The sequence below is a fragment of the Stenotrophomonas sp. STEN029 genome (assembly GCF_056760015.1).
This window is the reverse complement of the sequence record NZ_JBRREC010000076.1, coordinates 1-25,815: the sequence shown is the minus strand read 5'-3', so window position 1 is coordinate 25,815 and position 25,815 is coordinate 1. Positions and strand designations below refer to the sequence as shown.

Annotated in this window: 18 protein-coding genes and 4 tRNA genes; 1 reads left to right on the top strand and 21 read right to left on the bottom strand. The window is 61.8% G+C overall.

Features of this window, described 5'->3' with window-relative positions; translation table 11 throughout:
- From ACVOLI_RS15580 to ACVOLI_RS15490, 19 genes are all read right to left on the bottom strand, one after another.
- Window positions 1-279 (bottom strand): GTP-binding protein (locus ACVOLI_RS15580; protein WP_481615109.1); only part of this gene is annotated, 279 nt, incomplete at its 3' end.
- A 50-nt stretch (window positions 280-329) separates the two neighbouring features.
- On the bottom strand, window positions 330-2,471 hold the full coding sequence (gene fusA / locus ACVOLI_RS15575; protein WP_481615108.1) for an elongation factor G: 2,142 nt from the start codon (window positions 2,469-2,471) through the stop codon (window positions 330-332).
- A 135-nt stretch (window positions 2,472-2,606) separates the two neighbouring features.
- Complete coding sequence (gene rpsG, locus ACVOLI_RS15570) at window positions 2,607-3,074, bottom strand: 30S ribosomal protein S7 (protein ID WP_057630019.1); 468 nt, start codon at window positions 3,072-3,074, stop codon at window positions 2,607-2,609.
- Window positions 3,075-3,084: 10 nt separating this feature from the next.
- Window positions 3,085-3,459, bottom strand: a complete 375-nt coding sequence (gene rpsL, locus ACVOLI_RS15565) for a 30S ribosomal protein S12 (protein WP_004145320.1) — start codon at window positions 3,457-3,459, stop codon at window positions 3,085-3,087.
- Between the two features lie 229 nt (window positions 3,460-3,688).
- The gene (rpoC, locus tag ACVOLI_RS15560) at window positions 3,689-7,912 is read right to left on the bottom strand and encodes a DNA-directed RNA polymerase subunit beta' (RefSeq protein ID WP_481615107.1); all 4,224 of its coding nucleotides are present in this window, start codon (window positions 7,910-7,912) and stop codon (window positions 3,689-3,691) included.
- Between the two features lie 89 nt (window positions 7,913-8,001).
- On the bottom strand, window positions 8,002-12,192 hold the full coding sequence (rpoB, locus tag ACVOLI_RS15555; RefSeq protein ID WP_481615106.1) for a DNA-directed RNA polymerase subunit beta: 4,191 nt from the start codon (window positions 12,190-12,192) through the stop codon (window positions 8,002-8,004).
- A gap of 313 nt (window positions 12,193-12,505) precedes the next feature.
- Entirely contained in the window at window positions 12,506-12,871 is a 366-nt protein-coding gene (gene rplL / locus ACVOLI_RS15550) for a 50S ribosomal protein L7/L12 (RefSeq protein ID WP_282270680.1), read from the bottom strand.
- A gap of 63 nt (window positions 12,872-12,934) precedes the next feature.
- On the bottom strand, window positions 12,935-13,471 hold the full coding sequence (gene rplJ, locus ACVOLI_RS15545) for a 50S ribosomal protein L10 (RefSeq protein WP_282270681.1): 537 nt from the start codon (window positions 13,469-13,471) through the stop codon (window positions 12,935-12,937).
- Between the two features lie 478 nt (window positions 13,472-13,949).
- Window positions 13,950-14,648 (bottom strand): 50S ribosomal protein L1, encoded by a 699-nt coding sequence (gene rplA / locus ACVOLI_RS15540; RefSeq protein ID WP_303749023.1) that lies wholly within the window; start codon window positions 14,646-14,648, stop codon window positions 13,950-13,952.
- 4 nt (window positions 14,649-14,652) lie between these two features.
- Window positions 14,653-15,081, bottom strand: coding sequence for a 50S ribosomal protein L11 (rplK, locus tag ACVOLI_RS15535; protein WP_057630030.1), 429 nt, complete (start codon window positions 15,079-15,081; stop codon window positions 14,653-14,655).
- Between the two features lie 194 nt (window positions 15,082-15,275).
- Window positions 15,276-15,836, bottom strand: coding sequence for a transcription termination/antitermination protein NusG (gene nusG / locus ACVOLI_RS15530; protein WP_057630031.1), 561 nt, complete (start codon window positions 15,834-15,836; stop codon window positions 15,276-15,278).
- 10 nt (window positions 15,837-15,846) lie between these two features.
- Window positions 15,847-16,257, bottom strand: coding sequence for a preprotein translocase subunit SecE (gene secE, locus ACVOLI_RS15525; RefSeq protein ID WP_296253959.1), 411 nt, complete (start codon window positions 16,255-16,257; stop codon window positions 15,847-15,849).
- 50 nt (window positions 16,258-16,307) lie between these two features.
- Window positions 16,308-16,383 (bottom strand) — tRNA-Trp (locus ACVOLI_RS15520).
- 104 nt (window positions 16,384-16,487) lie between these two features.
- Window positions 16,488-17,678: an elongation factor Tu gene (gene tuf, locus ACVOLI_RS15515; protein WP_481509898.1), complete on the bottom strand. Its 1,191-nt coding sequence runs from the start codon at window positions 17,676-17,678 to the stop codon at window positions 16,488-16,490.
- Window positions 17,679-17,727: 49 nt separating this feature from the next.
- Window positions 17,728-17,803, bottom strand: a tRNA-Thr gene (locus ACVOLI_RS15510).
- Window positions 17,804-17,841: 38 nt separating this feature from the next.
- Window positions 17,842-17,915: transfer RNA gene (locus ACVOLI_RS15505), tRNA-Gly, on the bottom strand.
- A gap of 28 nt (window positions 17,916-17,943) precedes the next feature.
- Window positions 17,944-18,029 (bottom strand) — tRNA-Tyr (locus tag ACVOLI_RS15500).
- Between the two features lie 137 nt (window positions 18,030-18,166).
- Entirely contained in the window at window positions 18,167-19,186 is a 1,020-nt protein-coding gene (locus ACVOLI_RS15495) for an isoaspartyl peptidase/L-asparaginase family protein (RefSeq protein WP_481615105.1), read from the bottom strand.
- A gap of 198 nt (window positions 19,187-19,384) precedes the next feature.
- Window positions 19,385-20,428, bottom strand: a complete 1,044-nt coding sequence (locus ACVOLI_RS15490) for a cyanophycinase (RefSeq protein WP_481615104.1) — start codon at window positions 20,426-20,428, stop codon at window positions 19,385-19,387.
- Between the two features lie 162 nt (window positions 20,429-20,590).
- Between ACVOLI_RS15490 and ACVOLI_RS15485 the strand changes: the two genes are divergently transcribed.
- Complete coding sequence (locus ACVOLI_RS15485) at window positions 20,591-23,380, top strand: TonB-dependent receptor plug domain-containing protein (RefSeq protein ID WP_481615103.1); 2,790 nt, start codon at window positions 20,591-20,593, stop codon at window positions 23,378-23,380.
- Between the two features lie 528 nt (window positions 23,381-23,908).
- Here ACVOLI_RS15485 and ychF read toward each other — a convergent pair.
- Both ychF and pth read right to left on the bottom strand, forming a co-directional pair.
- Complete coding sequence (ychF, locus tag ACVOLI_RS15480; RefSeq protein ID WP_481615102.1) at window positions 23,909-25,000, bottom strand: redox-regulated ATPase YchF; 1,092 nt, start codon at window positions 24,998-25,000, stop codon at window positions 23,909-23,911.
- A gap of 84 nt (window positions 25,001-25,084) precedes the next feature.
- Window positions 25,085-25,663 carry an aminoacyl-tRNA hydrolase gene (pth, locus tag ACVOLI_RS15475; RefSeq protein WP_282272531.1) on the bottom strand — a complete coding sequence of 193 codons (579 nt, stop codon included), beginning with the start codon at window positions 25,661-25,663 and terminating at the stop codon, window positions 25,085-25,087.
- Window positions 25,664-25,815 lie beyond the last annotated feature (152 nt).

Genomic DNA, 25,815 nt, shown 5'->3' with positions numbered 1-25,815 from the left:
GATCATGTTCTTGACGTAGTCAGCATGGCCCGGGCAATCCACGTGGGCGTAGTGACGGGTAGCGGATTCGTACTCAACGTGTGCGGTCGAGATCGTGATGCCACGTGCCTTTTCTTCCGGCGCGGCGTCGATCGAGGAGTAATCCTTGAACTCGCCACCGAAGCGCTCTGCACCGATCTTGGTCAGTGCTGCGGTCAGGGTGGTCTTGCCATGGTCGACGTGGCCGATGGTGCCGACGTTGACGTGCGGCTTGGTGCGCTCGAACTTGCTCTTGGACATTGTTGTTCCTTGATTATCTATAACTTGGAAGGAGAGGCTGAGTCAGAGACTCAGCCCTTCTTGATGACGGTTTCGGCGATGTTGTTCGGCGCCGGCTCGTAATGGTCGAATTCCATCGTGAAGGTTGCGCGACCCTGGGTCTGCGAACGCAGCGCGGTGGCGTAACCGAACATTTCGCCCAGCGGGATCATCGCATTGATGATGCTGGCCGAGCCGTCACCGGTGGTGCCCGAACCCTGCAGAACGCCACGACGGCGGCTTACGTCGCCCATCACGTCACCCTGGTAGTCTTCCGGGGTCACGATCTCGACCTTCATGATCGGCTCCAGCAGAACCGGCTTGGCCTTGGCGAAGCCCTGCTTGAAGGCCATCGACGAGGCGAGCTTGAACGCCATTTCCGAGGAGTCAACGTCATGGTACGAGCCGAACACCAGCTTGACCTTGACGTCCACCACCGGGAAGCCAGCCAGCGGACCGCTGGTGATGGTTTCGCGCAGGCCCTTTTCCACGGAAGGAATGAATTCCTTCGGGATCACGCCGCCGGTGATGTCGTTGATGAACAGGAAGTCATCCTTGATGGCAGCAGCCAGCTTCGGATCGGCACGGTCTTCAGCGGTGATCGGCGACAGCTCGATCACGACGTGACCGTACTGACCCTTACCACCGGACTGCTTGGCGTGCTTGTAATCCGACTTGACGTCAGCCTGCTGGATGGTTTCGCGGTAGGCCACCTGCGGCTTGCCGACGTTGGCTTCAACGTTGAACTCGCGCTTGAGGCGGTCAACGATGATGTCCAGGTGCAGCTCGCCCATGCCGGAGATGATGGTCTGGCCGGATTCTTCGTCGGTCTTGACGCGGAACGACGGATCTTCCTGTGCAAGACGGCCCAGTGCCAGACCCATCTTTTCCTGGTCCGACTTGGTCTTCGGCTCGACAGCCATCGAGATCACCGGCTCCGGGAACACCATGCGCTCAAGCACGATCGGTGCTTCGAGCGAGCACAGCGTGTCACCGGTGGTGGTGTCCTTCAGGCCCACGGCAGCAGCGATGTCACCAGCCAGAACTTCCTTGATTTCCTCGCGGTTGTTCGAGTGCATCTGCAGGATGCGGCCGATACGCTCCTTCTTGTTCTTCACCGAGTTCAGCACGGTGTCGCCACCGTTCAGGGTGCCCGAGTAGACACGGAAGAAGGTCAGCGCGCCAACGAACGGATCGGTGATGATCTTGAATGCCAGCGACGAGAACGGAGCCTTGTCGTCCGACTTGCGGGTCATCTCGATGGAATCGTCGTCGACGTCGGTGCCCTTCACGTCAGGCACGTCCACCGGCGACGGCAGCAGCTGGATCACGCCGTCCAGCATGGCCTGCACGCCCTTGTTCTTGAACGCCGAACCGCAGAACATCGGCACGATTTCAACGGCCAGCGTACGGGTACGCAGCGCGTTGATGATCTCGGCCTCGTCCAGCTCTTCGCCGCCCAGGTACTTTTCCATCAGCTCTTCGCTGGCTTCAGCCGCGGTTTCGATCATGAAGGTGCGGGCCTCTTCAGCCGCCGCCTGCAGATCAGCCGGGATTTCGCCGTACTCGAACTTCATGCCCTGCGAAGCCTCATCCCAATGGATGGCCTTCATCTTGAGCAGATCGACCACGCCCTTGAAGCCTTCTTCGGCACCGATCGGCAGCTGCATCGGCACGGCGACGGCGCCGAGCTTGGCCTTCAGCTGGTCACGGACCTTCAGGAAGTTGGCACCGGTACGGTCCATCTTGTTGACGAACGCGATGCGCGGGACCTGGTACTTGTTGGCCTGGCGCCACACGGTCTCGGACTGCGGCTGCACGCCACCAACGGCACACAGCACGAACACCGCACCGTCGAGCACGCGCAGGGAGCGTTCGACTTCGATGGTGAAGTCAACGTGCCCAGGGGTGTCGATGATGTTGAAACGGTGCTCCGGCAGGGACTTGTCCATGCCCTTCCAGAACGCGGTGGTAGCAGCGGACTGGATCGTGATGCCACGTTCCTGCTCCTGCTCCATCCAGTCCATGGTGGCGGCGCCATCGTGCACTTCACCGAGCTTGTGGCTCTTGCCGGTGTAGAACAGGATGCGCTCGGACGTGGTGGTCTTGCCGGCATCGATGTGGGCCATGATGCCGAAGTTACGGTAACGCTCGATAGGAGTGGTGCGGGCCACGGGAGCCTCTCAATTTCTTGGAATTCGGATGGCCGAACGCCGCCTTGCGGCGGCCTTCGGATTTAAGCAGCGCTCAAAGCGCTACAAGCAGCACCACATGGGTGCCAGGGGCCCTGTTTCCAAGGCCCCCACAACTCACCAGCGGTAGTGAGCGAAGGCCTTGTTCGCTTCCGCCATACGGTGGGTTTCTTCGCGCTTCTTGATGGCGCCGCCACGGTTTTCCGAAGCGTCCAGCAGTTCAGCAGCCAGCTTGCGCGGCATGGTGTTCTCGCCGCGCTTACGCGCCGAGTCGATCAGCCAACGCATGGCCAGGGCCATCTTGCGCGAAGCGCGCACTTCGACCGGCACCTGATAGGTGGCACCACCGACGCGACGCGACTTCACTTCCACGCCCGGAGCAACGTTGTCCAGTGCCTTCTGCACCAGCTCGATTGCGTTCGGGTTCTTTTCGCTGATCACGTCCATGGCGCCATAGACGATCTTTTCAGCAACGGACTTCTTGCCGCTCAACATGACCATGTTGATGAAGCGGGCAATGGTTTCGCTCTTGTGCTTCGGATCCGGCAGGACCGAACGCTGGGGAGTATTACCTTTACGTGACATGTCTTATTCCTCAGGCCTTCGGACGCTTTGCGCCGTACTTGGAACGCGCCTGACGACGCTTGGCGACGCCGGCGGCATCGAGCGAGCCACGGACGGTGTGGTAACGCACACCCGGCAGATCCTTGACGCGACCGCCGCGGATCAGGACCACGGAGTGCTCCTGCAGGTTGTGGCCTTCACCACCGATGTAGGAAATGACTTCTTCCTGGTTGGTCAGGCGAACCTTTGCAACCTTGCGCAGAGCCGAGTTCGGCTTCTTCGGAGTGGTGGTGTACACGCGCGTGCAGACGCCACGGCGCTGCGGGCACTTGTCGAGCGCCGGCGAGGCACTCTTGTAGGTGGTAGCTTGACGCGGCTTGCGTACCAGCTGGTTGATCGTCGCCATCAGTAGGTTCTTCTGATTGGGGCCGCCAAAAAACGGCCAGGATGCGGAAATTGTAAAGCAGGCCAAAATTTTGGCCTGCTGAGACAGACGATTGTAGCAACTTGTCAAGAGCCCAGTCAAACAGGCCAATGCCAAGCCAGCCCTGATCCAGAGCCGTTACAGGGGTATCTCCATATTCCCCGTTCAGGTCGAACTGCCGGTCCGCGAACGGACCGGCGGATCAAACTACTTACTCTTCACCAGTCGCCGGTTCAGCTTCCGGTGCCACGACCGCCGGTTCAGCGACCACGGCCGGACCGGCCAGGGTTGCGATTTCCGAATCGGTCAGACCCGACGCGTTACGACGGCGCTGGGCGTGGTACGCAAGGCCGGTACCCGCCGGAATCAGGCGGCCGACGATCACGTTTTCCTTCAGGCCGCGCAGGCCATCGGAGGTACCGCGCACGGCAGCCTCGGTCAGCACGCGGGTGGTTTCCTGGAACGAAGCCGCCGAGATGAACGACTCGGTGGCCAGCGATGCCTTGGTGATACCCAGCAGCACCGGCTCGAAACGTGCCGGCAGCTCGTTGCGGGCGATCAGCTTGGCATTCTCCTCGATCACGCGCTGGCGCTCGGCCTGCTCGCCATTGAGGAACTTGCTGCTGCCCTGGTCAACGATTTCCACCTTGCGCAGCATCTGGCGCGAGATCACTTCAATGTGCTTGTCGTTGATCTTCACGCCCTGCAGGCGGTAAACGTCCTGGATTTCCTTGACCAGGTAACGGGCCAGTTCTTCCACGCCCTTCAGGCGCAGGATGTCCTGCGGGCTCGGCTCGCCGTCCACCACGGTTTCACCGCGGGTCACGTGTTCACCTTCGAACACGATGATCTGGCGGTACTTCGGAATCAGCTCTTCGTGCTCCGAACCATCAGTGTCCTTGATGATCAGGCGCTGCTTGCCCTTGGTGTCCTTGCCGAAGCTGATGATACCCGAACGCTCGGCCAGGATCGCCGGGTCCTTCGGCTTGCGGGCTTCGAACAAGTCGGCAACGCGCGGCAGACCACCGGTGATGTCGCGGGTCTTCGAGGCTTCCTGCGGGATCTTGGCAACCACGTCGCCCACGCCTACCGGCGCGCCATCCTGCAGATTGACGATCGAGCGCGGCGGCAGCAGGTACTGTGCCGGCAGGTCGGTGCCCGGGATGGTCAGGTCGTTGCCCTTGCCATCGACGATGCGGACCAGCGGACGCAGATCCTTGGCCTGCGAGCCACGACGCTTCGGATCGGTGATTTCGCGCGAGGCCAGACCGGTCAGTTCGTCGGTCTTCTCGATCACGGTCACGCCATCGATGAAGTCGATGAAGCGCACGAAACCAGCCACTTCCGACACGATCGGGTGGTTATGCGGATCCCAGTTGGCCACGGTCTGGCCAGCCTTGATCTCAGCACCGTCCTTGACGCCGATGCTGGCACCGTACGGCAGCTTGTAGCGCTCACGCTCACGGCCATGCGGGTCGAGCACGGAGATTTCACCCGAACGCGAGACCGCAACCAGCGAACCGCTGGTCTGCTCGACGTGCTTCAGGTTGGAGAACTTCACCGAACCGGTGGTCTTGACGGTGATGTTGTCGACCGCAGCCGCACGCGATGCCGCACCACCGATGTGGAACGTACGCATGGTCAGCTGGGTACCCGGCTCACCGATCGACTGTGCGGCGATGACGCCGACCGCTTCACCGATGTTGACGATGTGGCCACGGGCCAGATCGCGGCCGTAGCACAGGCTGCAGACACCGAAGGACGAGGCGCAGGTGATGGTCGAGCGGACCTTGATGGTCTGCACGCCGGCTTCTTCCAGCTTGTTCACCCACTGCTCGTCGAGCACGGTGTTGCGGGTCACGATCGGATCTTCGTCGTTGCCCGGCAGGAACACGTCCTCGGCCACGACGCGACCCAGCACGCGATCCTTCAACGGCTCAACCACGTCGCCGCCTTCCACGATCGGAATCATGGTCAGGCCTTCGGTGGTGCCGCAATCGACCTCGGTGATCACCACGTCCTGTGCCACGTCGACCAGACGACGGGTCAGGTAACCCGAGTTCGCCGTCTTCAACGCGGTATCGGCCAGCCCCTTACGGGCACCGTGGGTGGAGTTGAAGTACTCCTGCACGTTCAGGCCTTCGCGGAAGTTCGCCTTGATGGGCGTCTCGATGATCGAGCCGTCCGGACGCGCCATCAGGCCACGCATACCGGCCAGCTGACGGATCTGCGCCTGGCTACCACGCGCACCGGAGTCGGCCATGATGTACAGCGAGTTCATCGACTTCTGGTCGACCATCTCACCGTCGCTGCCCACGACCTTCTCGGTACCGATGGTTTCCATCATCGCCTTGGCGATGCGCTCATTGGTGCGCGACCAGATGTCGACCACCTTGTTGTAGCGCTCGCCAGCGGTGACCAGACCGGACTGGTACTGTTCCTGGATTTCCAGCACTTCGGCTTCGGCTTCGCCGAGGATGCCCTTCTTCTCGTCCGGGATCAGCATGTCGTCGATGCCGATCGACACGCCAGCGCGGGTTGCGTAGGCATAGCCGGTGTACATCAGCTTGTCGGCGAACACCACGGTGTCCTTCAGACCCAGCAGACGGTAGCTCTGGTTGATCAGGCGAGAGATGTTCTTCTTGGTCATCTCGGTGTTGCACAGCTCGAACGGCAGACCTTCCGGCATGATCTCGCTCAGCAGCGCACGGCCGACGGTGGTGTCGACGATCGAGGTCTTCTTGACCTTGTTGCCGTCTTCGTCACGCTCGACCTGCACGATGCGCACCTTGACGCGGGCGTGCAGCTCAACCAGACGGTTGTCGTAGGCACGCTTCACTTCGTCGGTGTTCGCGAACACCATGCCCTCGCCCTGCTTGTTCACCAGCGAGCGCGCCATGTAGTACAGGCCCAACACGACGTCCTGCGACGGCACGATGATCGGCTCGCCGTTGGCCGGCGACAGGATGTTGTTGGTGGACATCATCAGCGCACGCGCTTCCAGCTGGGCTTCCAGCGAGAGCGGCACGTGGACGGCCATCTGGTCACCGTCGAAGTCGGCGTTGAATGCGGTACAGACCAGCGGATGCAGCTGGATGGCCTTGCCTTCGATCAACAGCGGTTCGAACGCCTGGATGCCCAGACGGTGCAGGGTCGGCGCACGGTTCAGCAGCACCGGATGCTCGCGGATGACTTCTTCCAGGACGTCCCAGACTTCGCCTTCTTCGCGCTCGACCAGCTTCTTGGCGGCCTTGATGGTGGTGGCCAGGCCACGACGCTGCAGCTTGGCGAACACGAACGGCTTGAACAGCTCAAGCGCCATCTTCTTCGGCAGGCCGCACTGGTGCAGCTTCAGGTACGGACCCACGGTGATCACCGAACGGCCCGAGTAATCGACGCGCTTGCCCAGCAGGTTCTGGCGGAAGCGACCCTGCTTGCCCTTGATCATGTCGGCCAGCGACTTGAGCGGGCGCTTGTTGGTGCCGGTGATGGCACGGCCGCGACGGCCGTTATCCAACAGGGCGTCAACCGATTCCTGCAGCATGCGCTTTTCGTTGCGCACGATGATGTCCGGAGCGTTGAGCTCCAGCAGGCGGCGCAGACGGTTGTTACGGTTGATGACGCGGCGGTACAGATCGTTCAGATCCGAGGTCGCGAAGCGGCCACCGTCCAGCGGAACCAGCGGACGCAGGTCCGGCGGCAGCACCGGCAGCACGGTCATCACCATCCACTCCGGGCGGTTGCCCGACTCGAGGAAGGCTTCGACCAGCTTGATGCGCTTGGTCAGACGCTTGAGCTTGGTTTCCGAACCGGTCGAGGCGATTTCCTCGCGCAGGCGGACCATTTCGGCCTGCAGGTCGATGGTACGCAGCAGTTCGTACACGGCCTCGGCGCCCATGGCGGCGTCGAAGTCGTCGCCATGCTCCTGGCGGGCCTGCAGGTACTGTTCTTCGGTCAGCAGCTGGCGGCGCTCCAGGGCGGTCAGGCCCGGCTCGGTCACCACGTAGGCTTCGAAGTACAGCACGCGCTCGATGTCACGCAGGGTCATGTCCAGCATCAGGCCGATGCGCGACGGCAGCGACTTGAGGAACCAGATGTGCGCGACCGGCGATGCCAGGTCGATGTGGCCCATGCGCTCGCGGCGCACCTTGGCCAGGGTGACTTCGGTGCCGCACTTTTCGCAGACGACGCCGCGGTGCTTCATGCGCTTGTACTTGCCGCACAGGCACTCGTAGTCCTTGACCGGTCCGAAGATGGCGGCGCAGAACAGGCCGTCACGTTCCGGCTTGAAGGTACGGTAGTTGATGGTTTCCGGCTTCTTCACTTCGCCGAAGGACCACGAACGGATCAGGTCCGGCGAGGCCAGCGCAATCTTGATCGCGTCGAAGTCCAGCGTCTGGCGCTGCTGGTTGAAGAGGTTGAGCAGGTCTTTCATGGTGTTCTCCGAAAGGAGGAAATCTGTGTCGATGGGCTGTCAGTCAGTGCTGGCGGGGGGGCTGCATCACTGCAGCAGCGCCTGCGCAATCAACCGCCTTCCAGTTCCATGTTGATGGCCAGCGAGCGGATTTCCTTCACCAAAACGTTGAAGGATTCCGGCATGCCCGCAACCATCTCGTGCTCACCGTCGACGATGTTCTTGTACATCTGGTTACGGCCCTGTACGTCATCGGACTTCACCGTCAGCATTTCCTGCAGGGTGTAGGCCGCGCCGTAGGCTTCCAGTGCCCAGACTTCCATTTCACCGAAGCGCTGACCACCGAACTGCGCCTTGCCGCCCAGCGGCTGCTGGGTAACGAGCGAGTACGGACCGGTCGAACGGGCATGCATCTTGTCGTCGACCAGGTGGTTCAACTTCAGGTAATGCATGTAGCCGACCGTGGTCTTGCGGTCGAAGGCTTCGCCGGTGCGGCCGTCATACAGCTGCATCTGCGTCTTGCTGGCGTTGAAGCCAAGGCGAGCGGTTTCCGGTGCTTCATCCGGGTAGGCCAGGTTCAGCATCTCGCGGATTTCTTCTTCCGCCGCGCCATCGAACACCGGGGTTGCCATCGGCACGCCGTCGGTCAGGTTCTTGGCCAGGTTCAGCAGCTCTTCGTCGCTGAACTGGGACAGGTCCACGCGCTGCTCGGAAATGGCCGAGTCATGGTTGTAGATCTTGCCCAGGAACTCACGCAGTTCGCTGACCGCACGCTGCTGTTCCAGCATGCCCTGGATGCGCTTGCCCAGGCCCTTTGCGGCCCAGCCCAAGTGCACTTCCAGAATCTGGCCGATGTTCATACGCGACGGCACGCCCAGCGGATTCAAGCAGATGTCCACGGTGTTGCCGTCAGCCATGTACGGCATGTCTTCGACCGGCACCACGTTGGAGACCACACCCTTGTTACCGTGGCGGCCTGCCATCTTGTCACCCGGCTGGATGCGACGCTTCACGGCCAGGAACACCTTGACCATCTTCAGCACGCCCGGTGCCAGATCGTCGCCCTGGGTGATCTTGCCGCGCTTGTCGGCGAAGCGACGCTCGAATTCCTTCTCGTGTGCCTGGATCTGCATCTGGGCACGTTCGATGGCGTCGGACGCGTCATCGTCCTTCATGCGCAGGGTGAACCAGTCGGACTTCTTCAGGCCGTCCAGGAACGCATCGGTGATCACGTCACCCTTCTTCAGGCTGGCGCCGCCGTTGGCAACCTTGCCCACGAGCTGCGAACGCAGACGTGCGTAGATGGCGCCTTCCAGGATGCGGAACTGGTCGTCGAAGTCCTTCTTGACGCGCTTGATCTCGTTTTCCTCGATCTGGCGTGCGCGCTTGTCCTTCTCGATGCCGTCGCGGGTGAAGACCTGCACGTCGATGACGGTGCCGTCCATGCCCGGCGGAACGCGCAGCGAGCTGTCCTTAACGTCCGAAGCCTTCTCGCCGAAGATGGCGCGCAGCAGCTTCTCTTCCGGGGTCAGCTGGCTCTCGCCCTTCGGCGTGACCTTGCCAACCATGATGTCGCCGGCGCGCACTTCCGCACCGATGTACACCACGCCGGATTCGTCCAGGCGGTTCAGCGCCTGCTCGGACACGTTCGGGATGTCGGCGGAAATTTCCTCCGGCCCCAACTTGGTGTCACGCGCAACGCAGGTCAGTTCTTCGATGTGGATCGTGGTGTAACGATCTTCCTCGACCACACGCTCGGACAGCAGGATGGAGTCTTCGAAGTTGTAGCCGTTCCACGGCATGAAGGCGATCAGCATGTTCTGGCCCAGCGCCAGCTCACCGATGTCGGTGGACGGGCCATCGGCCAGCACGTCGCCGCGCGCGATCACGTCACCCACATTCACCAGCGGACGCTGGTTGATGCAGGTGTTCTGGTTCGAACGGGTGTACTTGATCAGGTTGTAGATATCCACGCCGGCATCTGCCGGATCGGTGATCTCGTTCTCGTTGGCCTTGACCACGATGCGGCCGGCGTCGATCTGCACGATCTGGCCACCACGCAGGGCGTTCACGGTCACACCCGAGTCACGCGCCACGGCGCGTTCGATACCGGTACCCACCAGCGGCTTCTGTGCACGCAGGGTCGGCACGGCCTGGCGCTGCATGTTGGCGCCCATCAGTGCACGGTTTGCGTCATCGTGCTCCAGGAACGGAACCAGCGCGGCAGCGACCGACACGGTCTGCATCGGCGAGACGTCCATGAAGTGGACTTCTGCCGGCGGCTTGAGCAGCGACTCACCTTGGAAGCGGCACGGCACGAACTGCTCGGTGAGCATGCCCTTGGCATCGGTCAGGGCGTTGGCCTGGGCGATGACGTACTCGTTCTCTTCGATGGCCGACAGGAACTCGACTTCGTCGGAGACCTTGCCGTCATGCACCTTGCGGTACGGGGTTTCCAGGAAGCCGTACTTGTTGGTGCGTGCGAACACGGCCAGCGAGTTGATCAGGCCGATGTTCGGGCCTTCCGGCGTTTCGATGGTGCAGACGCGGCCGTAATGGGTCGGGTGCACGTCGCGGACTTCGAAGCCAGCGCGCTCGCGGGTCAGGCCGCCCGGGCCCAGCGCCGAGACGCGACGCTTGTGCGTCACTTCCGACAGCGGGTTGTTCTGGTCCATGAACTGCGACAGCTGCGAGGAACCGAAGAATTCCTTGATCGCGGCAGCCACCGGCTTGGCGTTGATCAGTTCCTGCGGGGTCAAGCCTTCCGACTCGGCCATCGACAGGCGCTCCTTGACCGCGCGCTCGACGCGGACCAGGCCCACGCGGAACACGTTCTCGGCCATTTCACCGACCGAACGCACGCGACGGTTGCCTAGGTGGTCGATGTCATCGACCACGCCGCGGCCGTTGCGGATCTCGGTCAGCACCTTGATCACGTCCAGGATGTCCGAACCTTCGCCGTGTGCGGCGACCAGGCGCTTGGATTCCTCGTCGTTACGCTCACCGAAATACTTGCGGTCGTACAGCACCGACTCACCGGTGACTTCCTTGCGGCCGACACGACGGTTGAACTTCATGCGGCCAACCGTGGACAGGTCGTAGCGCTCGAAGGTGAAGAACAGGTTGTGGAACAGGTTCTGCGCGGCGTCCTTGGTCGGCGGCTCGCCCGGACGCATCATGCGATAGATTTCGACCAGCGCTTCGAGCTGGGTCTTGGTGCCATCGATGCGCAGGGTATTGGACAGGTACGGGCCACGATCCAGATCGTTCACCCACAGCGTGCCCACTGCATCAACACCCGCCTTGCGGAAGTTCTGCAGCTGTTCGTCGCTGATTTCGTCGTTGGCCTGGGCCAGCAGTTCACCGGTGTTGGCATCAACCACGTCGTGCGACAGGATGCGGCCGACGATGTAGTCGTCCGGCACGGCCAGGGCGGCAATGCCCGAGGCCTGCAGCTGCTTGATGTGGCGCGCGGTGATGCGCTTGCCGGCTTCCACGATGACCTTGTCGCCGTCAGCCAGGTCGAAGTTCAGCGTTTCGCCACGCAGACGCTCCGGCACCAGCTCCAGCTGCACGCCTTCGTCCGGGTTGATGTGGAAGGTGTTGACCTCGAAGAACTCGGCCAGCATCTCTTCGTTGTTGTAGCCCAGCGCACGCAGCAGCACCGACACCGGCAACTTGCGGCGACGGTCGATACGGGTGAACAGTGCGTCCTTCGGGTCGAACTCGAAGTCCAGCCAGGAACCGCGGTACGGAATGATGCGGGCGCTGTACAGCAGCTTGCCCGAGCTGTGGGTCTTGCCACGGTCGTGGTCGAAGAACACGCCCGGCGAACGGTGCAGCTGCGACACGATGACGCGCTCGGTACCGTTGACGATGAAGGTGCCGTTGTCGGTCATCAACGGGATTTCGCCCAGATAGACCTCCTGCTCCTTCACGTACTTGATCGCCTTGGTGGACGATTCGCGGTCGTAGATGACCAGACGCACGGTGACGCGCAGCGGCGCGCCGTAGCTCATGCCACGCTGGCGGCACTCGCGCTCGTCAAACACCGGATCGCCCAGCTTGTAGCCGACGTATTCCAGGGCAGCATTGCCGCTGTAGCTGGAAATCGGGAACACCGACTTCAGCGCAGCATGCAGGCCGTGGTCGGAGCGCTTGGCCGGATCGATGTTTTCCTGCAGGAATTCGCGGTACGAATCAACCTGGATCGCGAGCAGGAACGGCACCTCGAGGATCGAGCGCTGCTTGCCGAAATCTTTGCGGATGCGCTTTTTTTCGGTGTACGAATAGGACGTCATGAGGTCTTCCACCTTGTTGTGCGAGCCGTGCGTCCACGACCCGTAAGGAAATCTTGAAATTGTCAGTTGGAAGTCGCTGGTATTGCCGGCACCAGCACGCCTTCTATTGCTACTTCCAACTGCCAACTCGCTTGTATCGGCTGCGGGTCACCCCATCGTCTGGAGCGCAGCGCCTGACACTTGCCACGTTGGTCTTTCTATTGCCTGCCAGGCACGCCCGGCATTACAACGGTTTGAAACGACCAAAGGCCGGGGGCTTTACGCCCCCAGCCTTGGCTGCATCGCCGTGAATCGATGACGATGCAAGAACTGATTACTTCAGCTCGACGGTCGCGCCGGCGGCTTCCAGTTCCTTCTTGAACTTGTCGGCGTCTTCCTTCGAAGCGCCTTCCTTCACGACGCCACCGGCTTCAGCCAGGTCCTTCGCCTCCTTCAGGCCCAGGCCGGTGATGGCGCGGACGGCCTTAATCACTTCGACCTTCTTCGCGCCGGCATCCTTCAGGATGACGTTGAATTCGGTCTGCTCTTCAACAGCAGCAACCGGGCCAGCAGCAGCAACTGCAACCGGGGCAGCGGCCGACACGCCGAACTTCTCTTCGATGGCCTTGACCAGCTCCATCACTTCCATCAGGGACTTTTCGGCGATTGCGTCGACGATCTGATCGTTGGTAAGGGACATTTTGATTACCTTTTGAAAATATTCTGGATTGAGGTTCCGTGCGGAACCACGGAGACGTCGAACTTAGACGGCTTCAGCTTCAGCGGCCGGCGCTGCAGCTTCCGCTGCGCCACCTTCCTGCTTCTCACCGATAGCCTTGACGGCGCGGGCGAACATGGTGACCGGCTCGGTCAGGACGCGGGCCAGCATGGCCAGGGCCTGATCACGGGTCGGCAACGATGCCAGCACGTCGACGTGGCTGGCCGGGAAAACTTCCCCGCCGATTGCCACGACCTTCGCCTTCAGCTTGTCGTTACCCTTGGCGGCTTCCTTGATCAGGCGACCGGCTGCGCCGGGCTCCTCAAGCGAAAACGCATACAGCAGCGGACCAACCATCTGGTCTTTTGCAACTGCGAAATCGGTGCCTTCAACGGCGCGCGAGGCCAGCGTGTTCTTGACAACCTTCAAGAAAACACCGGTTTCGCGGGCCTGCTTACGCATCGCGGTCATCTGAGCGACCGTGGTGCCAGCGTATTCGGCTGCGATCAAGGAGTGGGCCTTGGCGGCGACGTCTGCCAGCTCGGCGACTACTTCTTGCTTCTGGGACAGATTGAGAGCCATTGCACTCCTCCGTTTAAGCTGGGACTGGGAATTCGGGATCCGGGATTGGCAAGAGCGGCAATGCCACTGCTGCAGGCCTCCCTGGCCGAACCTCAACACCCTGCTTCAAACATATTCCGCTTACGGCTCCTAGCCGTGTGCGGTCCTGGGCGGCATCCGTCCTGGACGCCGGGAACATCGGGTGATGTTCCGGTGGTGGCCGTTCTAGAGCTGGAGTGCAAACCCGGGCAAACCCGGACGTACGTGAACCAGAAAAATCCAGAAGGGCGGCACCATCTACGCAGGGTGATCCGAGAACGAATCGATTAAGCGATCTCGCTGTGCCGGCGGCGACTCCTTGCCAAATCGAGCTTCCATGCCCGTCGCCGGTATGCGCTGACCGCGCCTGCGGTCTTTGACGGCTCCACGCAGGTCACCCTGCGCGACGCCTTCAAAATGACGGCCTCGGCACCAAAGGTACCGAGGCCGCTTGAAACAATTACTTCAGGGTCAGCGAGGACTGATCAACAGTCACGCCCGGGCCCATCGTCGAGCTGACCGACACCTTCTGCAGGTACAGGCCCTTCGAGGTGGCCGGCTTGGCCTTGATCAGGTCAACCAGCAGTGCCTGCAGGTTCGACTGCAGCGCGCCGTTTTCGAAGCTGGCCTTGCCGATGGTGCAGTGGATGATGCCGGCCTTGTCGGTGCGGTAACGCACCTGACCCGACTTGGCATTCTTGACGGCTTCGCCCGGGTTGGCCGAAACGGTGCCGACCTTCGGGTTCGGCATCAAGCCACGCGGGCCCAGCAGGGTGCCCAGCTTACCGACAACGCGCATCGCGTCCGGGGTAGCAATGACGACGTCATAGTTCAGATCGCCGGCCTGCATCTTCTCAGCCAGGTCGTCCATGCCGACGGCTTCGGCACCAGCGGCCAGGGCTTCGTCAGCCTTGGCACCGGCCGGAGCGAACACGGCAACGCGGACCGACTTGCCGGTACCGGCCGGCAGCACGGTGGAACCGCGAACCTGCTGGTCGGACTTCTTGGCATCCACGCCCAGACGCACGGCCACGTCGATCGACTCGACGAACTTGGCCTTGGTGGCGGTCTTCAGGATGTTGATTGCGTCCTCGAAGGCGTATGCCTTGCCCGGGACGATAGCGGCCTTGATGGCCTTCTCACGCTTGGTCTGTGCCATCAGATTAACCCTCTACCACCAGGCCCATGGAACGGGCAGAACCCGCGATCGTACGCACGGCGGCGTCAAGGCTGGCAGCCGTCAGATCCGGCTCCTTTGCCTTGCAGATTTCTTCCAGCTGCGCGCGAGTAACCTTGCCCACCTTGTCGGTGTTCGGCTTCTTCGAGCCCGAAGAAATGCCAGCGGCCTTCTTCAGCAGCGTGGTCGCCGGGGTGCTCTTGGTGATGAAGGTGAACGTACGGTCCGAGTAGGCCGTGATGATCACCGGCACCGGCAGACCCGGTTCCAGCTTCTGCGTGGCAGCGTTGAACGCCTTGCAGAATTCCATGATGTTCAGGCCACGCTGACCCAGCGCAGGACCGACCGGCGGCGAGGGATTGGCCTGACCGGCCTTTACCTGCAGCTTGATATAACCGACAACTTTCTTTGCCATTAGAGTGCTCTCCGGGTGCTAGCGCCTTGCGACAACAGGCTCCCCATCGGACCGGGAATCACGCGTCCCGGCATCGCGTTGTGAAATCGCACCAAAGGCCACCTCGCGGCAGCCCTTGATTTGCTCCCTCATTGGGGAGCCGAAAATTGTAGCAGCTTTTTGCGACGCCACCTGAACAGGTGACACGCAGCGCCTTAGATCGCCTTCTCGACCTGGCCGAATTCAAGCTCGACCGGGGTGGCGCGACCGAAGATCAGCACCGAGACGCGCAGGCGGCTCTTTTCGTAATTGACTTCTTCGACAACGCCGTTGAAATCGTTGAACGGACCTTCGGTGACACGGACCATCTGGCCCGGCTCGAACAGTACCTTCGGACGCGGCTTCTCGACGCCTTCCTGAACGCGATTCAGGATGGCAGCAGCTTCGCTGTCCTGGATCGGCAGAGGCCGGTCAGCAGTACCACCGATGAAACCCATGACCTTCGGGGTTTCCTTGACCAGATGCCAGCTTTCGTTGTCGATGCGCGGGATACCGGCTTCTTCGTGGGTCTCGATCTGTACCAGCACGTAACCCGGGAAGAACTTGCGCTCGGAGCGGCGCTTCTGGCCAGCGCGCATTTCCACCACTTCTTCCGTGGGGACCAGCACGTCGCCAAAAAGCTCCTGCATCTCGTCACGCGCAATGCGATCACGCAGTGCCTGCGCAACCGACTTCTCAAAACCTGAATAGGCGTGAACGACGTACCAACGCTTCACAGATATCTCCTTAACGACCCAGGAACCACTGGGTCAGCTTCTGGATCACGAAGTCGAAGCCACCCAACAGCAGGCTCAACACGATCACCACCACAACCACCACCCACGTCATGCGGATAGCTTCCTGGCGGGTCGGCCACACGACCTTGCGCAGCTCGAAACGGGATTCAGAAAGGAATTCGATTGTCTGACGGCCCTTCGTGGTCAGCATGAACACTGCACCACCGGCCACCAGACCCAAAACCACTGCCAGCGCACGCCACTGACCGGCCCATGCGCCCAGCTGGGCAGCACGCGGCTGATCGGCAAACCAGAACCAGACAAACAAACCAGCCAGCACCAACAGCGCAGCGCCGACGTACTTGACGATATCGCCACCAGAAGACGCGGCGGGCTTGGAATGTTCGATCTTGCTGTTCATCCGACTCTTGTAGCTGGTGCGACCAAGGTCACTGGATAGAGAGTTGCAAATGGCACGCCAGGAGGGACTCGAACCCCCAACCTGCGGTTTTGGAGACCGCTGCTCTGCCAATTGAGCTACTGGCGTAAAACTTGACTATTACACATCACCTTAGACGGCGAAGGCGGACCGAGGTACCCGGCCCGCCATCCGCGCCGCCAACAGCAGTTACTGCTGGCGCTACAGGCTTATTAAGCGACGATCTTTGCGACCACGCCGGCGCCGACGGTACGGCCACCTTCGCGGATTGCGAAGCGCAGGCCTTCGTCCATTGCCACCGGGTTGATCAGGGTGACAACCATCTTCACGTTGTCGCCCGGCATCACCATCTCGACGCCTTCCGGCAGCTCAACCGCACCGGTGATGTCGGTGGTACGGAAGTAGAACTGCGGACGGTAGCCCTTGAAGAACGGGGTATGACGGCCGCCCTCGTCCTTCGACAGGACGTACACTTCGGCTTCGAACTGGGTGTGCGGCTTGATCGAACCCGGCTTGGCCAGAACCTGGCCACGCTCGACGTCGTCACGCTTGGTGCCGCGCAGCAGCAGACCGGCGTTGTCACCTGCCTGACCCTGGTCCAGCAGCTTGCGGAACATTTCCACGCCGGTGACGGTGGTCTTCTGGACCGGACGGATACCGACGATTTCGATTTCTTCGCCGACCTTGATCACGCCGCGCTCGATACGACCGGTCACCACGGTGCCGCGGCCCGAGATCGAGAACACGTCTTCCACCGGCATCAGGAACGGCTTGTCGACGTCACGCTCCGGGGTCGGGATCCAGCTGTCCAGTGCATCGACCAGCTTCAGGATGGCCGGCACGCCGATGTCGCTCTGGTCGCCTTCCAGCGCCATACGAGCCGAACCGTGCACGATCGGGGTGTCGTCGCCCGGGAAGTCGTACTTGCTCAGCAGCTCGCGGACTTCCATTTCGACCAGTTCCAGCAGCTCGGCATCGTCAACCATGTCGGCCTTGTTCAGGAACACGACGATGTACGGCACGCCGACCTGACGCGACAGCAGGATGTGCTCGCGGGTCTGCGGCATCGGGCCGTCAGCAGCCGAGCAGACCAGGATCGCGCCGTCCATCTGGGCAGCACCGGTGATCATGTTCTTGACGTAGTCAGCATGGCCCGGGCAATCCACGTGGGCGTAGTGACGGGTAGCGGATTCGTACTCAACGTGTGCGGTCGAGATCGTGATGCCACGTGCCTTCTCTTCCGGCGCGGCGTCGATCGAGGAGTAATCCTTGAACTCGCCACCGAAGCGCTCTGCACCGATCTTGGTCAGTGCGGCAGTCAGCGTGGTCTTGCCATGATCGACGTGGCCGATAGTACCGACGTTAACGTGCGGCTTGGTACGCTCGAACTTGCTCTTGGACATGGCTGCTTCTTCTCGGTAACAGGGTTAGTTGTGCACTATCTGCGAAAGATGGTGCTCACGAAAGGAATCGAACCTTCGACCTCCTCCTTACCAAGGAGGTGCTCTACCGACTGAGCTACGTGAGCGAGTTGTCTATTATGCCGCGTTTTTTCGTTTCGTTCAATGGAGCGGGAGACGGGAATCGAACCCGCACCATTAGCTTGGAAGGCTAAGGTTCTACCGTTGAACTACTCCCGCACCGGGAAAACACGCCACAACATAAAACTGGTGGAGGGAGGTGGATTCGAACCACCGAAGGCGTAAGCCAGCAGATTTACAGTCTGCCCCCGTTGGCCGCTTGGGTATCCCTCCATTCCACTCCCTTGTCGAGGACCGCGGCCTTGCCGGTCAGGGGTGGGTGAGCTCGCTATTTTGGTGATCAGCGCCGATGCTGTCAACAGAAATCTTCACATTCGGTGAAATTTCTTTTTCGGCATCGGCGGTGCCGGTCACTCGCCGGGCATCTTAATCTTTTCGTCGGCAAAAATCGCCACGTGTGGCACGCCATCGGCACCAATCCAACCGCGATACATGCCTTCGGTATTGAACGGCATCGCCGCCTTGCCATCCGCAGACAGAACGATACCGCCGCCATCGCCGCCGAGCTCTGGCACGCGCTTGACGATCACTTCATCGCCAGCCTGTGCAGGTGTTTCCTTCAGGTACTTCATGCGTGCACAGATCTCATGCGCGACGGACAGGCGGATGTAGTACTCACCCCAGCCCGTGCCTGAAACCGCGCACTGATCATTGGCATAGGTACCCGCGCCGATGATCGGCGAATCACCAACACGCCCATAGCGTTTGTTGGTCATGCCGCCTGTGGACGTGCCCGCGGCGAGCTTGCCCTGGTTGTCCAGCGCAACCGCACCGACGGTGCCGAAATGCTTGGCGGTCTCCAGGTCGGCATGTGCCTGCCCTGCAGCCTCTTCCTTCAAGGCACGCTGCAGCTGCTCCCAGCGCTTCTCGGTACGGAAGTAGGACGGATCCACCAGTTCGATCTTCTGCTCGGCGGCAAATATCTCCGCGCCCTGCCCCACCATCATCACGTGCGGCGAATGCTCCATCACCGCGCGCGACAGCAGGATCGGGTTCTTGACCGTATGCACGCCAGCGACGGCACCGGCACGCAGCGTGGCGCCATCCATCAGCGAGGCGTCCAGCTCATTCTTGCCGTCATGGGTGAACACCGCACCGCGACCTGCATTGAAGGTCGGATCGTTCTCCAACACGGTGATCGCGGCAGTCACCGCATCCAGTGCAGGCTTGCCAGCGGCCAGTGCCTGATGACCTTGACGCAATGCCTCGGTCAGCGCCGCACGCGCGGCGCGCTCTTCTGCAGCGCTGAAATCCTTGCGCTCCACCCCCGCCCCGCCATGGATGACCAGCAGGGGAGAAACCTCGGCTGCCGCAGCAGCTCCCGAGGACAGCGACGCCAGGCCCAGCAGTACTGCAGAAGTCAGCTTCATGTTTCTTCACTCCCGAATGGAAGCCCGATTCTAGGCAGGTGCCTGCCACTCTGAACAGTCACCGTGGTCGCAGGCACCGCCTTTCCATCGCCAGCCACGCCCGCGCGGCAGTCTCCGCCCCCAACAGTCCCGCCGCGCGCCAAGGGACCACAAAAAAAAGGGGGCCGAAGCCCCCTTTTTTCTGTTGATCGCACGCACTCAGTTGGGATGCAGCTCCAACTCGCCGTCGACGACACTGGCCATCGCGGTGAAGGCGGCATTGTCGACCTTGAAGCCATCCAGATGCAGGCGACTACCCGAGCCCACGCCCGTGACCGGAATCGAACTGAATTCCAACGGCTCACCATTGCTCAGGCGATCGGCCGTGCGGCGCGGCATCACCAGCCATGCATAGCCATCGACCAGCGAGTACACCCGGCCACGCCCATCGGCCTCCACGCACAGCGCGGTGTCCTCATCCACGCCGATACCGACGATATCGTCCTGGCCCTTGTCCTGGGCAGCGCGGGCGACGAAGACAATCAGGCGCCCCAGGCGATCACGCTTGGCGAAATGGGTGTCGGTCACCACGTTCGACAGGTAGGGCATGGTCAGGAAATCCCGGTCCATGGTCACTTCGCTGCCCATCGGGTCGCTCAACGCAGTCGGCGAATTGACACTGCCGCCATCCAGCGCGCCATAGGAATAACCACCAAGGATGGCCAAGCCCGCACTGGTGCCACCGATCGGCTTGCCCGCGCGGACATGCTCATTGAGCAGGGTATTGAGCTCGGTGCCCTTCCAGAAACGGATGTAGCGCGACTGGTCACCGCCAGCGATGAAAATCGCATCGGCACCACGCACCACCCGCAGCACGGCCGGGTCGTCGGCCGCTTTGCGGCTGTCGAACACCAGCGTCTGCACCGCGGTGACGCCGCCGATGTCGTAGTACAGCTCCTTCTGCATGTTGTCGTCGCCAGAGGCGCGCAGGATCACCACGCGGCCATGCCCTGCCCGCTCAACCCACCAGTGGAAGGCTTCCGGCACCCAGTCGCCGCCGCCCATCAACATCATGGCCGCCTCGGTCTTGCCCGGGCGGGGGGCATCCAGATCACCCACTTCGTAGTAGCGATAGCCAGCAGCGCTGATGGCGCGCGAATCCTCGGCGTGGGCCACGCCCCCCGCAGCAATAGCCGCGATAGCCAGGACCACTCGCCCCAGCCAGGAACTCTTACGTTTCATAGCGCCCTCTACCCGATCCATGTAATCGCTTACAGCTGTAATGCCAGACTTTCTGGCAGTGGTCAAGCGTGTAAAAAAGGTGTTAGATGCAGTGACCCCATTCACATTACAGACAGGGTTGGCCGGCATTCCCCTACATGCCGACAGGACAAATCCGGACACTTTTCATCAGAGAGCTGATTCATGCGTAAGCACGCAATGGTGTGTTCAATCCAACTGGCCCTGCTGTCGATGGCCGCCCCCGCCCTGGCGCAGACCGCCACCCAGGGCCAACCGCAACAACTCGACACGGTGCAGGTCACCGGCTCGCGCATCCCGCGCGCCCAGGTGGAAGGCCCGGCGCCGGTCACTGTGGTGACCGCCGAGCAGATCAAATCCGCCGGCTTCACCTCGGTACCCGACGTACTGCGCTCGCTCAGCCAGAACAGCGGCAGCACGCAGGGACAGCAGAACACCACTGGCGCCCAGTCCACGCCTGGCGCACAGGCAGTCGATCTGCGCGGCCTTGGGCCCAACCACACCCTTGTACTGGTCAATGGCCGCCGCATCGCCGACTTCCCGCTGCCGCTCAATGGCCGCAGCAACTTCACCGACGTCGGCAATATCCCACTGGGCATGATCGATCGCATTGAAGTGCTGACCGGCAGCGCATCGGCCGTGTACGGCTCCGACGCCATGGCCGGCGTCATCAACTTCATCCTGAAGAAGTCCACCGATGGCACCACCTTCGACTACCGCTTTGGCGACACCAGCCGGGGCGGTGGCTCATCGCAGAATTTGACGATCACCACCGGCTTTGAGCAGGACAAGTTCAGCGGCATCGTCGGCGTTGAACTGATCAACAAGCGCCCCTTGTGGGGCACCGACCGCAGCGTGCAGGATTCGACGCTGGATTCGCCTGCTGCAGAACGCCAGCTGCCGCGCCTTATCGCGCAGCTGCAGAACTGGGACGACGACGAAAACATCGCCCCGGCCGACAATTGCGCGGCGATGGCCGGCCTCAACGGCGGCACCACCGTGCTCGCCGAGAACGACTACGGCCCGTATTGCGGCAGCGAACGCGCCATTGCCTATCGCACCATCCAGAACGAGCGCAAAGGCTTCAATGCCTATGGTTCGTTCGAGTACCGCTTCAATGATGCGCTGTCGTGGTTTGCCGATGTCCAGCTTGGCCAGCAGAAGGTCAAGCTGCTGACCGGCACCAATGGCAATGATGTCGCCAGCGACCACATGGGCTGGGAGTTCCATGACCCGAACTCCGAAGGCAACTACCGCAACAAGATCTTCTACAACGCCACCACCGGGCGCTATGAGAACTGGGCGCGTCAATTCACCCCGGAGGAGGTTGGCGGCCTGCGCAACCGCATGAACACCACCACCCAGAAGACATTTGCGGTAACCACCGGCCTGAAGGGCATGTTCGCCGAGGAGTGGAACTGGGAAGCGGCCTACAACCACTCCCAGTACAAGGCTGACGTCAAGATGCCGCGTATCAAGGCCGCAGCAGCCAACGCCCTGTTCCTGGGCGAGCTGCAGGGTTACGATGATGACGGCATCGCGATCTACACCCCGGACCCGGCGCGCCTGTTCACGCCGTTGACGCAGGCCGAGTTTGCCTCGATCGCAGCAATGTCCACCTTCCGCCCGGAAGCCAAGAACGACAACCTCAGCTTCACCGTCGATACTGCGTCGCTGTTCTCGTTGCCTGCAGGTGACGTCGGCTTCGCTGGTGCAGTGGAATACGGCGAGCAGTCCTACAAGATCAACCCCGATCCGCTTGCGCTCACCGAGGACGCCTACTACGGCCCACGCTACGGCGATGGCAGCGGCGATCGTGATCATTGGAGTGCCGCCGGCGAATTGCGTCTGCCGATCGCCTCATCCCTGCAAGCCAGCGTTGCCGGCCGCTATGACCGCTACAGCTACGGCAACAAGAGCCCGGGCAAGTTCACCTACAGCGCCGGCCTGGAATGGCGTCCGCTGGATACGCTGCTGTTGCGCAGTTCCTACGGCACCGGCTTCCGTGCGCCGGACATGCACTACCTGTTTGCCGGGAACGACTACTACCGCACCCGCTTCGCCACCGACTACTTCCAGTGCCGCACCGCCGAGCCGGGTGTCACCGATGGCTACTGCTATGACGACGGCAGCTATGACGGCAGCACGTTCGATGTCTACAGCGGCAACATGAACCTGGATGAGGAAACCAGCAAATCGTTCTCCGCTGGTTTTGTCTGGTCACCGGTGGCCGGCTTCGACCTGGCGGTGGATTACTACAAGATCCAGATCGAGAACCAGGTGCAGACGCAGGACCGCGAGCTGCTGCGCATCACCGAAGCCAACTGCCGCCTGGGCAGCACTGACAGTGGCGCAGCCGTCGACATCAACTCGCCTACCTGCGTGGACGCGTTGGCACGCGTGATCCGTGACGGTGACGGCAACATCACCAGCGTGCATTTCGGCCCGATCAACATCGCCAACGAGGAAACCTCGGGCATCGACGTGGCCGCCAACTACCGTCTGCAGACCGCGAACGCAGGCGATTTCAGCTTCACCGGCCAGTACAACTGGACCCATCGCCACACCCGCCAGCAGTTCCCCGGCGACCCGAAGGAAGACATGCTCGATGTCAGCTTCAGCGCCACCACGCTGCCGCGGGTGAAGTCGAACCTGGGCGTGAGCTGGGACAAGGGTGCCTGGGGCGCCAGCCTGTTCGGCAACTACCTGGGCAAGGTCGCCAACTACGACAACGACGCATGGACCAAAGCAACCTGGCGCTTCAACGCCGGCGCCCGCTACGACATCACTGATCACCTGCGGGTGTCGCTGTCGGTCAACAACCTGTTCGACAAGATGCCGCCGAAGGACCCGACCTGGTCGAATTACCCGTACTACGACACTTCGTGGTTCGACAGCATGGGCCGCAGCTACTACCTGCAGCTCACCTGGAAGTTGGGCGGCAAGGCGCTGTAAGGCCAGTCTGCACGCAGTGCCAACAAGGCCCGCCATTGGCGGGCCTTGTTGTTTGTGCGTCCCTTGGTGCTACCACTGACCGACATTCCGGAGGCTACGGGCTTTTTCTCCACAGCCACTGTGTGCAATGGATGGAGAAGACTGTGGACAACTGCGTGCAGGCCCTGCGCTGCAAGGCTTTCAAAATGGCGGTGATTTTTTCGCCACTGCACTACAACGAAGGCATGCGGCTTTTTTTGCGGGAGCGGCGTAAGCCGCGAAGCACGCACATCATAAGGTGGCGCAGTCTCCCGGCACTGCAGGAATACCAGCTTCGCGGCTGACGCCGCTCCTACAAGCAGCCACCCGGCTTATCGGGTTCTCCACAAGCGCTGTGCGCAATGACTGGAGAAGGCTGTGGACAACCGCGCGCAGGCCCTGCGCTGCAAGGCTTTCAAATTCGTGACGAAATATTCACCACGTTACAAACCGCAGATATGACAAGGCCCCGCAATGCGGGGCCTTGTTGCTGCAGCAACGTCGCTGGGATCAGACGTTGAAGCGGAAATGCAGCACGTCGCCTTCCTTGACGATGTAATCCTTGCCTTCCAGGCGCAGGCGGCCGGCTTCCTTGGCGCCCTGCTCACCCTTGAGGTTGATGAAGTCCTCGTAGCTGATGGTTTCGGCACGGATGAAGCCACGCTCGAAGTCGGTATGGATCACGCCTGCCGCCTGCGGTGCGGTTGAACCGGCACGCAGCTGCCATGCACGAACTTCCTTCACGCCTGCGGTGAAGTAGGTCTGCAGGCCAAGCAGCTTGTAGCCGGCACGGATCACGCGGTTCAGGCCGGGCTCTTCCAGACCGAGATCCTTGAGGAACTCGTCGCGGTCGGCATCATCCAGCTGTGCCATTTCTTCTTCGATGGCCGCGCACACCGGCACCACTTCGGCACCTTCGGCCGCGGCGCGGGCGCGCACGACATCCAGCAGCGGATTGTTCTCGAAGCCATCTTCGGCAACGTTGGCGATGTACATCAGCGGCTTCAGCGTGATCAGGAACATGTCACGGATCAGCGCCTTATCATCGGCATCGAGGCCGGCGGCACGCGCCGACTTGCCCTGATCCAGTGCCGACGCCAGCTTCTCGAGCACCGGCTTGCGGGCCAGCGCTTCCTTGTCGTTGGCCTTGGCCGCGCGGGTGGCACGATCCAGTGCCTTCAGCACCGATTCCAGGTCGGCCAGCGCCAGCTCGGTATCGATGGTTTCGATATCGGCGATCGGGTCGACCTTGTTGGCCACGTGGATGACGTTGCCGTCTTCGAAGCAGCGCACGACGTGGGCGATGGCGTCGGTCTCGCGGATGTGGGCCAGGAACTTGTTGCCCAGGCCTTCACCCTTGGACGCACCAGCGACCAGACCGGCGATGTCGACGAACTCCATCGTGGTCGGGATCACCCGCTCCGGCTTGACGATGGTTGCCAGCGCATCAAGGCGCGGATCCGGCACCGGCACCACGCCGGTGTTCGGCTCGATCGTGCAGAACGGGAAGTTGGCCGCAGCGATACCCGCCTTGGTCAGCGCATTGAACAGGGTCGACTTGCCGACATTGGGCAGACCGACGATGCCGCATTTGATACCCATGCTTGAACTCCCGTGAATGGAAAATCGGGAATGGAGAACCGGAAGGGCCTAGTGCCGTTCCATTCCCCATTCCCCATTTTTCGCTCACTTGGTGGTGTGCAGACGCTTCATCGCTTCGCTGTAATCACCGGCTACCGCCAACGGCATCACGTCGATGGCCGCATCGATGGCCTGTGCCATCAGCACGGCGTCGTCCGGCGACGGACGGCCCAATACCCACCCCACCACGCGGTCCTTGTGACCGGGATGGCCGATGCCAAGACGCAGGCGATGGAACTTGCCATGACCGAGCAGACGGATGGTGTCACGCAGGCCGTTCTGGCCGCCATGGCCACCGTCGAACTTGAGCCGGGCCACACCGGGCGGCATGTCCAGTTCGTCGTGTGCAAGCAGGGTCTCTTCCGGCTCGATCTTCCAGAACCGCTGTGCGGCGGTGACCGATTTGCCAGAGAGGTTCATGTAGGTCGCCGGCTTCAACAGCCATACCGGCTGCCCGGCAATCTCGACCTTGGCGACTTCGCCAAACAATTTGCTTTCCAGCGCCCAGCGCGCGCCCTGCCGCTCTGCCAGGGCCTCAACGAAATGAAACCCGGCATTGTGCCGGGTCCGGGCGTGTTCGGGTCCGGGGTTGCCCAGACCAACGATCAATCGCAAGCCAGTCATCTGTCAGATACACCTGCTGCGGCCCCCCCCCACACCCGGGGCCACCAAGGCGCATAAAAAGCAGGGGGATGTTAATCAGCCGCGGGGGTGGGGCTGTCAAAAACCGCGGCAGTGGCCCGGCCCCCCCGGAGAGCCCGGAATTACACGCCCGC

Coding starts and splice junctions, on each gene's coding strand:
- rpsG (WP_057630019.1), bottom strand. CDS start 3,074: ATGTCACGTAAAGGTAATACTCCCCAGCGTTCGGTCCTGCCGGATCCG.
- rplK (WP_057630030.1), bottom strand. CDS start 15,081: ATGGCAAAGAAAGTTGTCGGTTATATCAAGCTGCAGGTAAAGGCCGGT.
- ychF (WP_481615102.1), bottom strand. CDS start 25,000: ATGGGTATCAAATGCGGCATCGTCGGTCTGCCCAATGTCGGCAAGTCG.
- pth (WP_282272531.1), bottom strand. CDS start 25,663: ATGACTGGCTTGCGATTGATCGTTGGTCTGGGCAACCCCGGACCCGAA.
- ACVOLI_RS15495 (WP_481615105.1), bottom strand. CDS start 19,186: ATGAAGCTGACTTCTGCAGTACTGCTGGGCCTGGCGTCGCTGTCCTCG.
- ACVOLI_RS15485 (WP_481615103.1), top strand. CDS start 20,591: ATGCGTAAGCACGCAATGGTGTGTTCAATCCAACTGGCCCTGCTGTCG.
- rplJ (WP_282270681.1), bottom strand. CDS start 13,471: ATGGCTCTCAATCTGTCCCAGAAGCAAGAAGTAGTCGCCGAGCTGGCA.
- rpoC (WP_481615107.1), bottom strand. CDS start 7,912: ATGAAAGACCTGCTCAACCTCTTCAACCAGCAGCGCCAGACGCTGGAC.
- ACVOLI_RS15490 (WP_481615104.1), bottom strand. CDS start 20,428: ATGGATCGGGTAGAGGGCGCTATGAAACGTAAGAGTTCCTGGCTGGGG.
- tuf (WP_481509898.1), bottom strand. CDS start 17,678: ATGTCCAAGAGCAAGTTCGAGCGTACCAAGCCGCACGTTAACGTCGGT.
- rplL (WP_282270680.1), bottom strand. CDS start 12,871: ATGTCCCTTACCAACGATCAGATCGTCGACGCAATCGCCGAAAAGTCC.
- secE (WP_296253959.1), bottom strand. CDS start 16,257: ATGAACAGCAAGATCGAACATTCCAAGCCCGCCGCGTCTTCTGGTGGC.
- rplA (WP_303749023.1), bottom strand. CDS start 14,648: ATGGCACAGACCAAGCGTGAGAAGGCCATCAAGGCCGCTATCGTCCCG.
- rpsL (WP_004145320.1), bottom strand. CDS start 3,459: ATGGCGACGATCAACCAGCTGGTACGCAAGCCGCGTCAAGCTACCACC.
- rpoB (WP_481615106.1), bottom strand. CDS start 12,192: ATGACGTCCTATTCGTACACCGAAAAAAAGCGCATCCGCAAAGATTTC.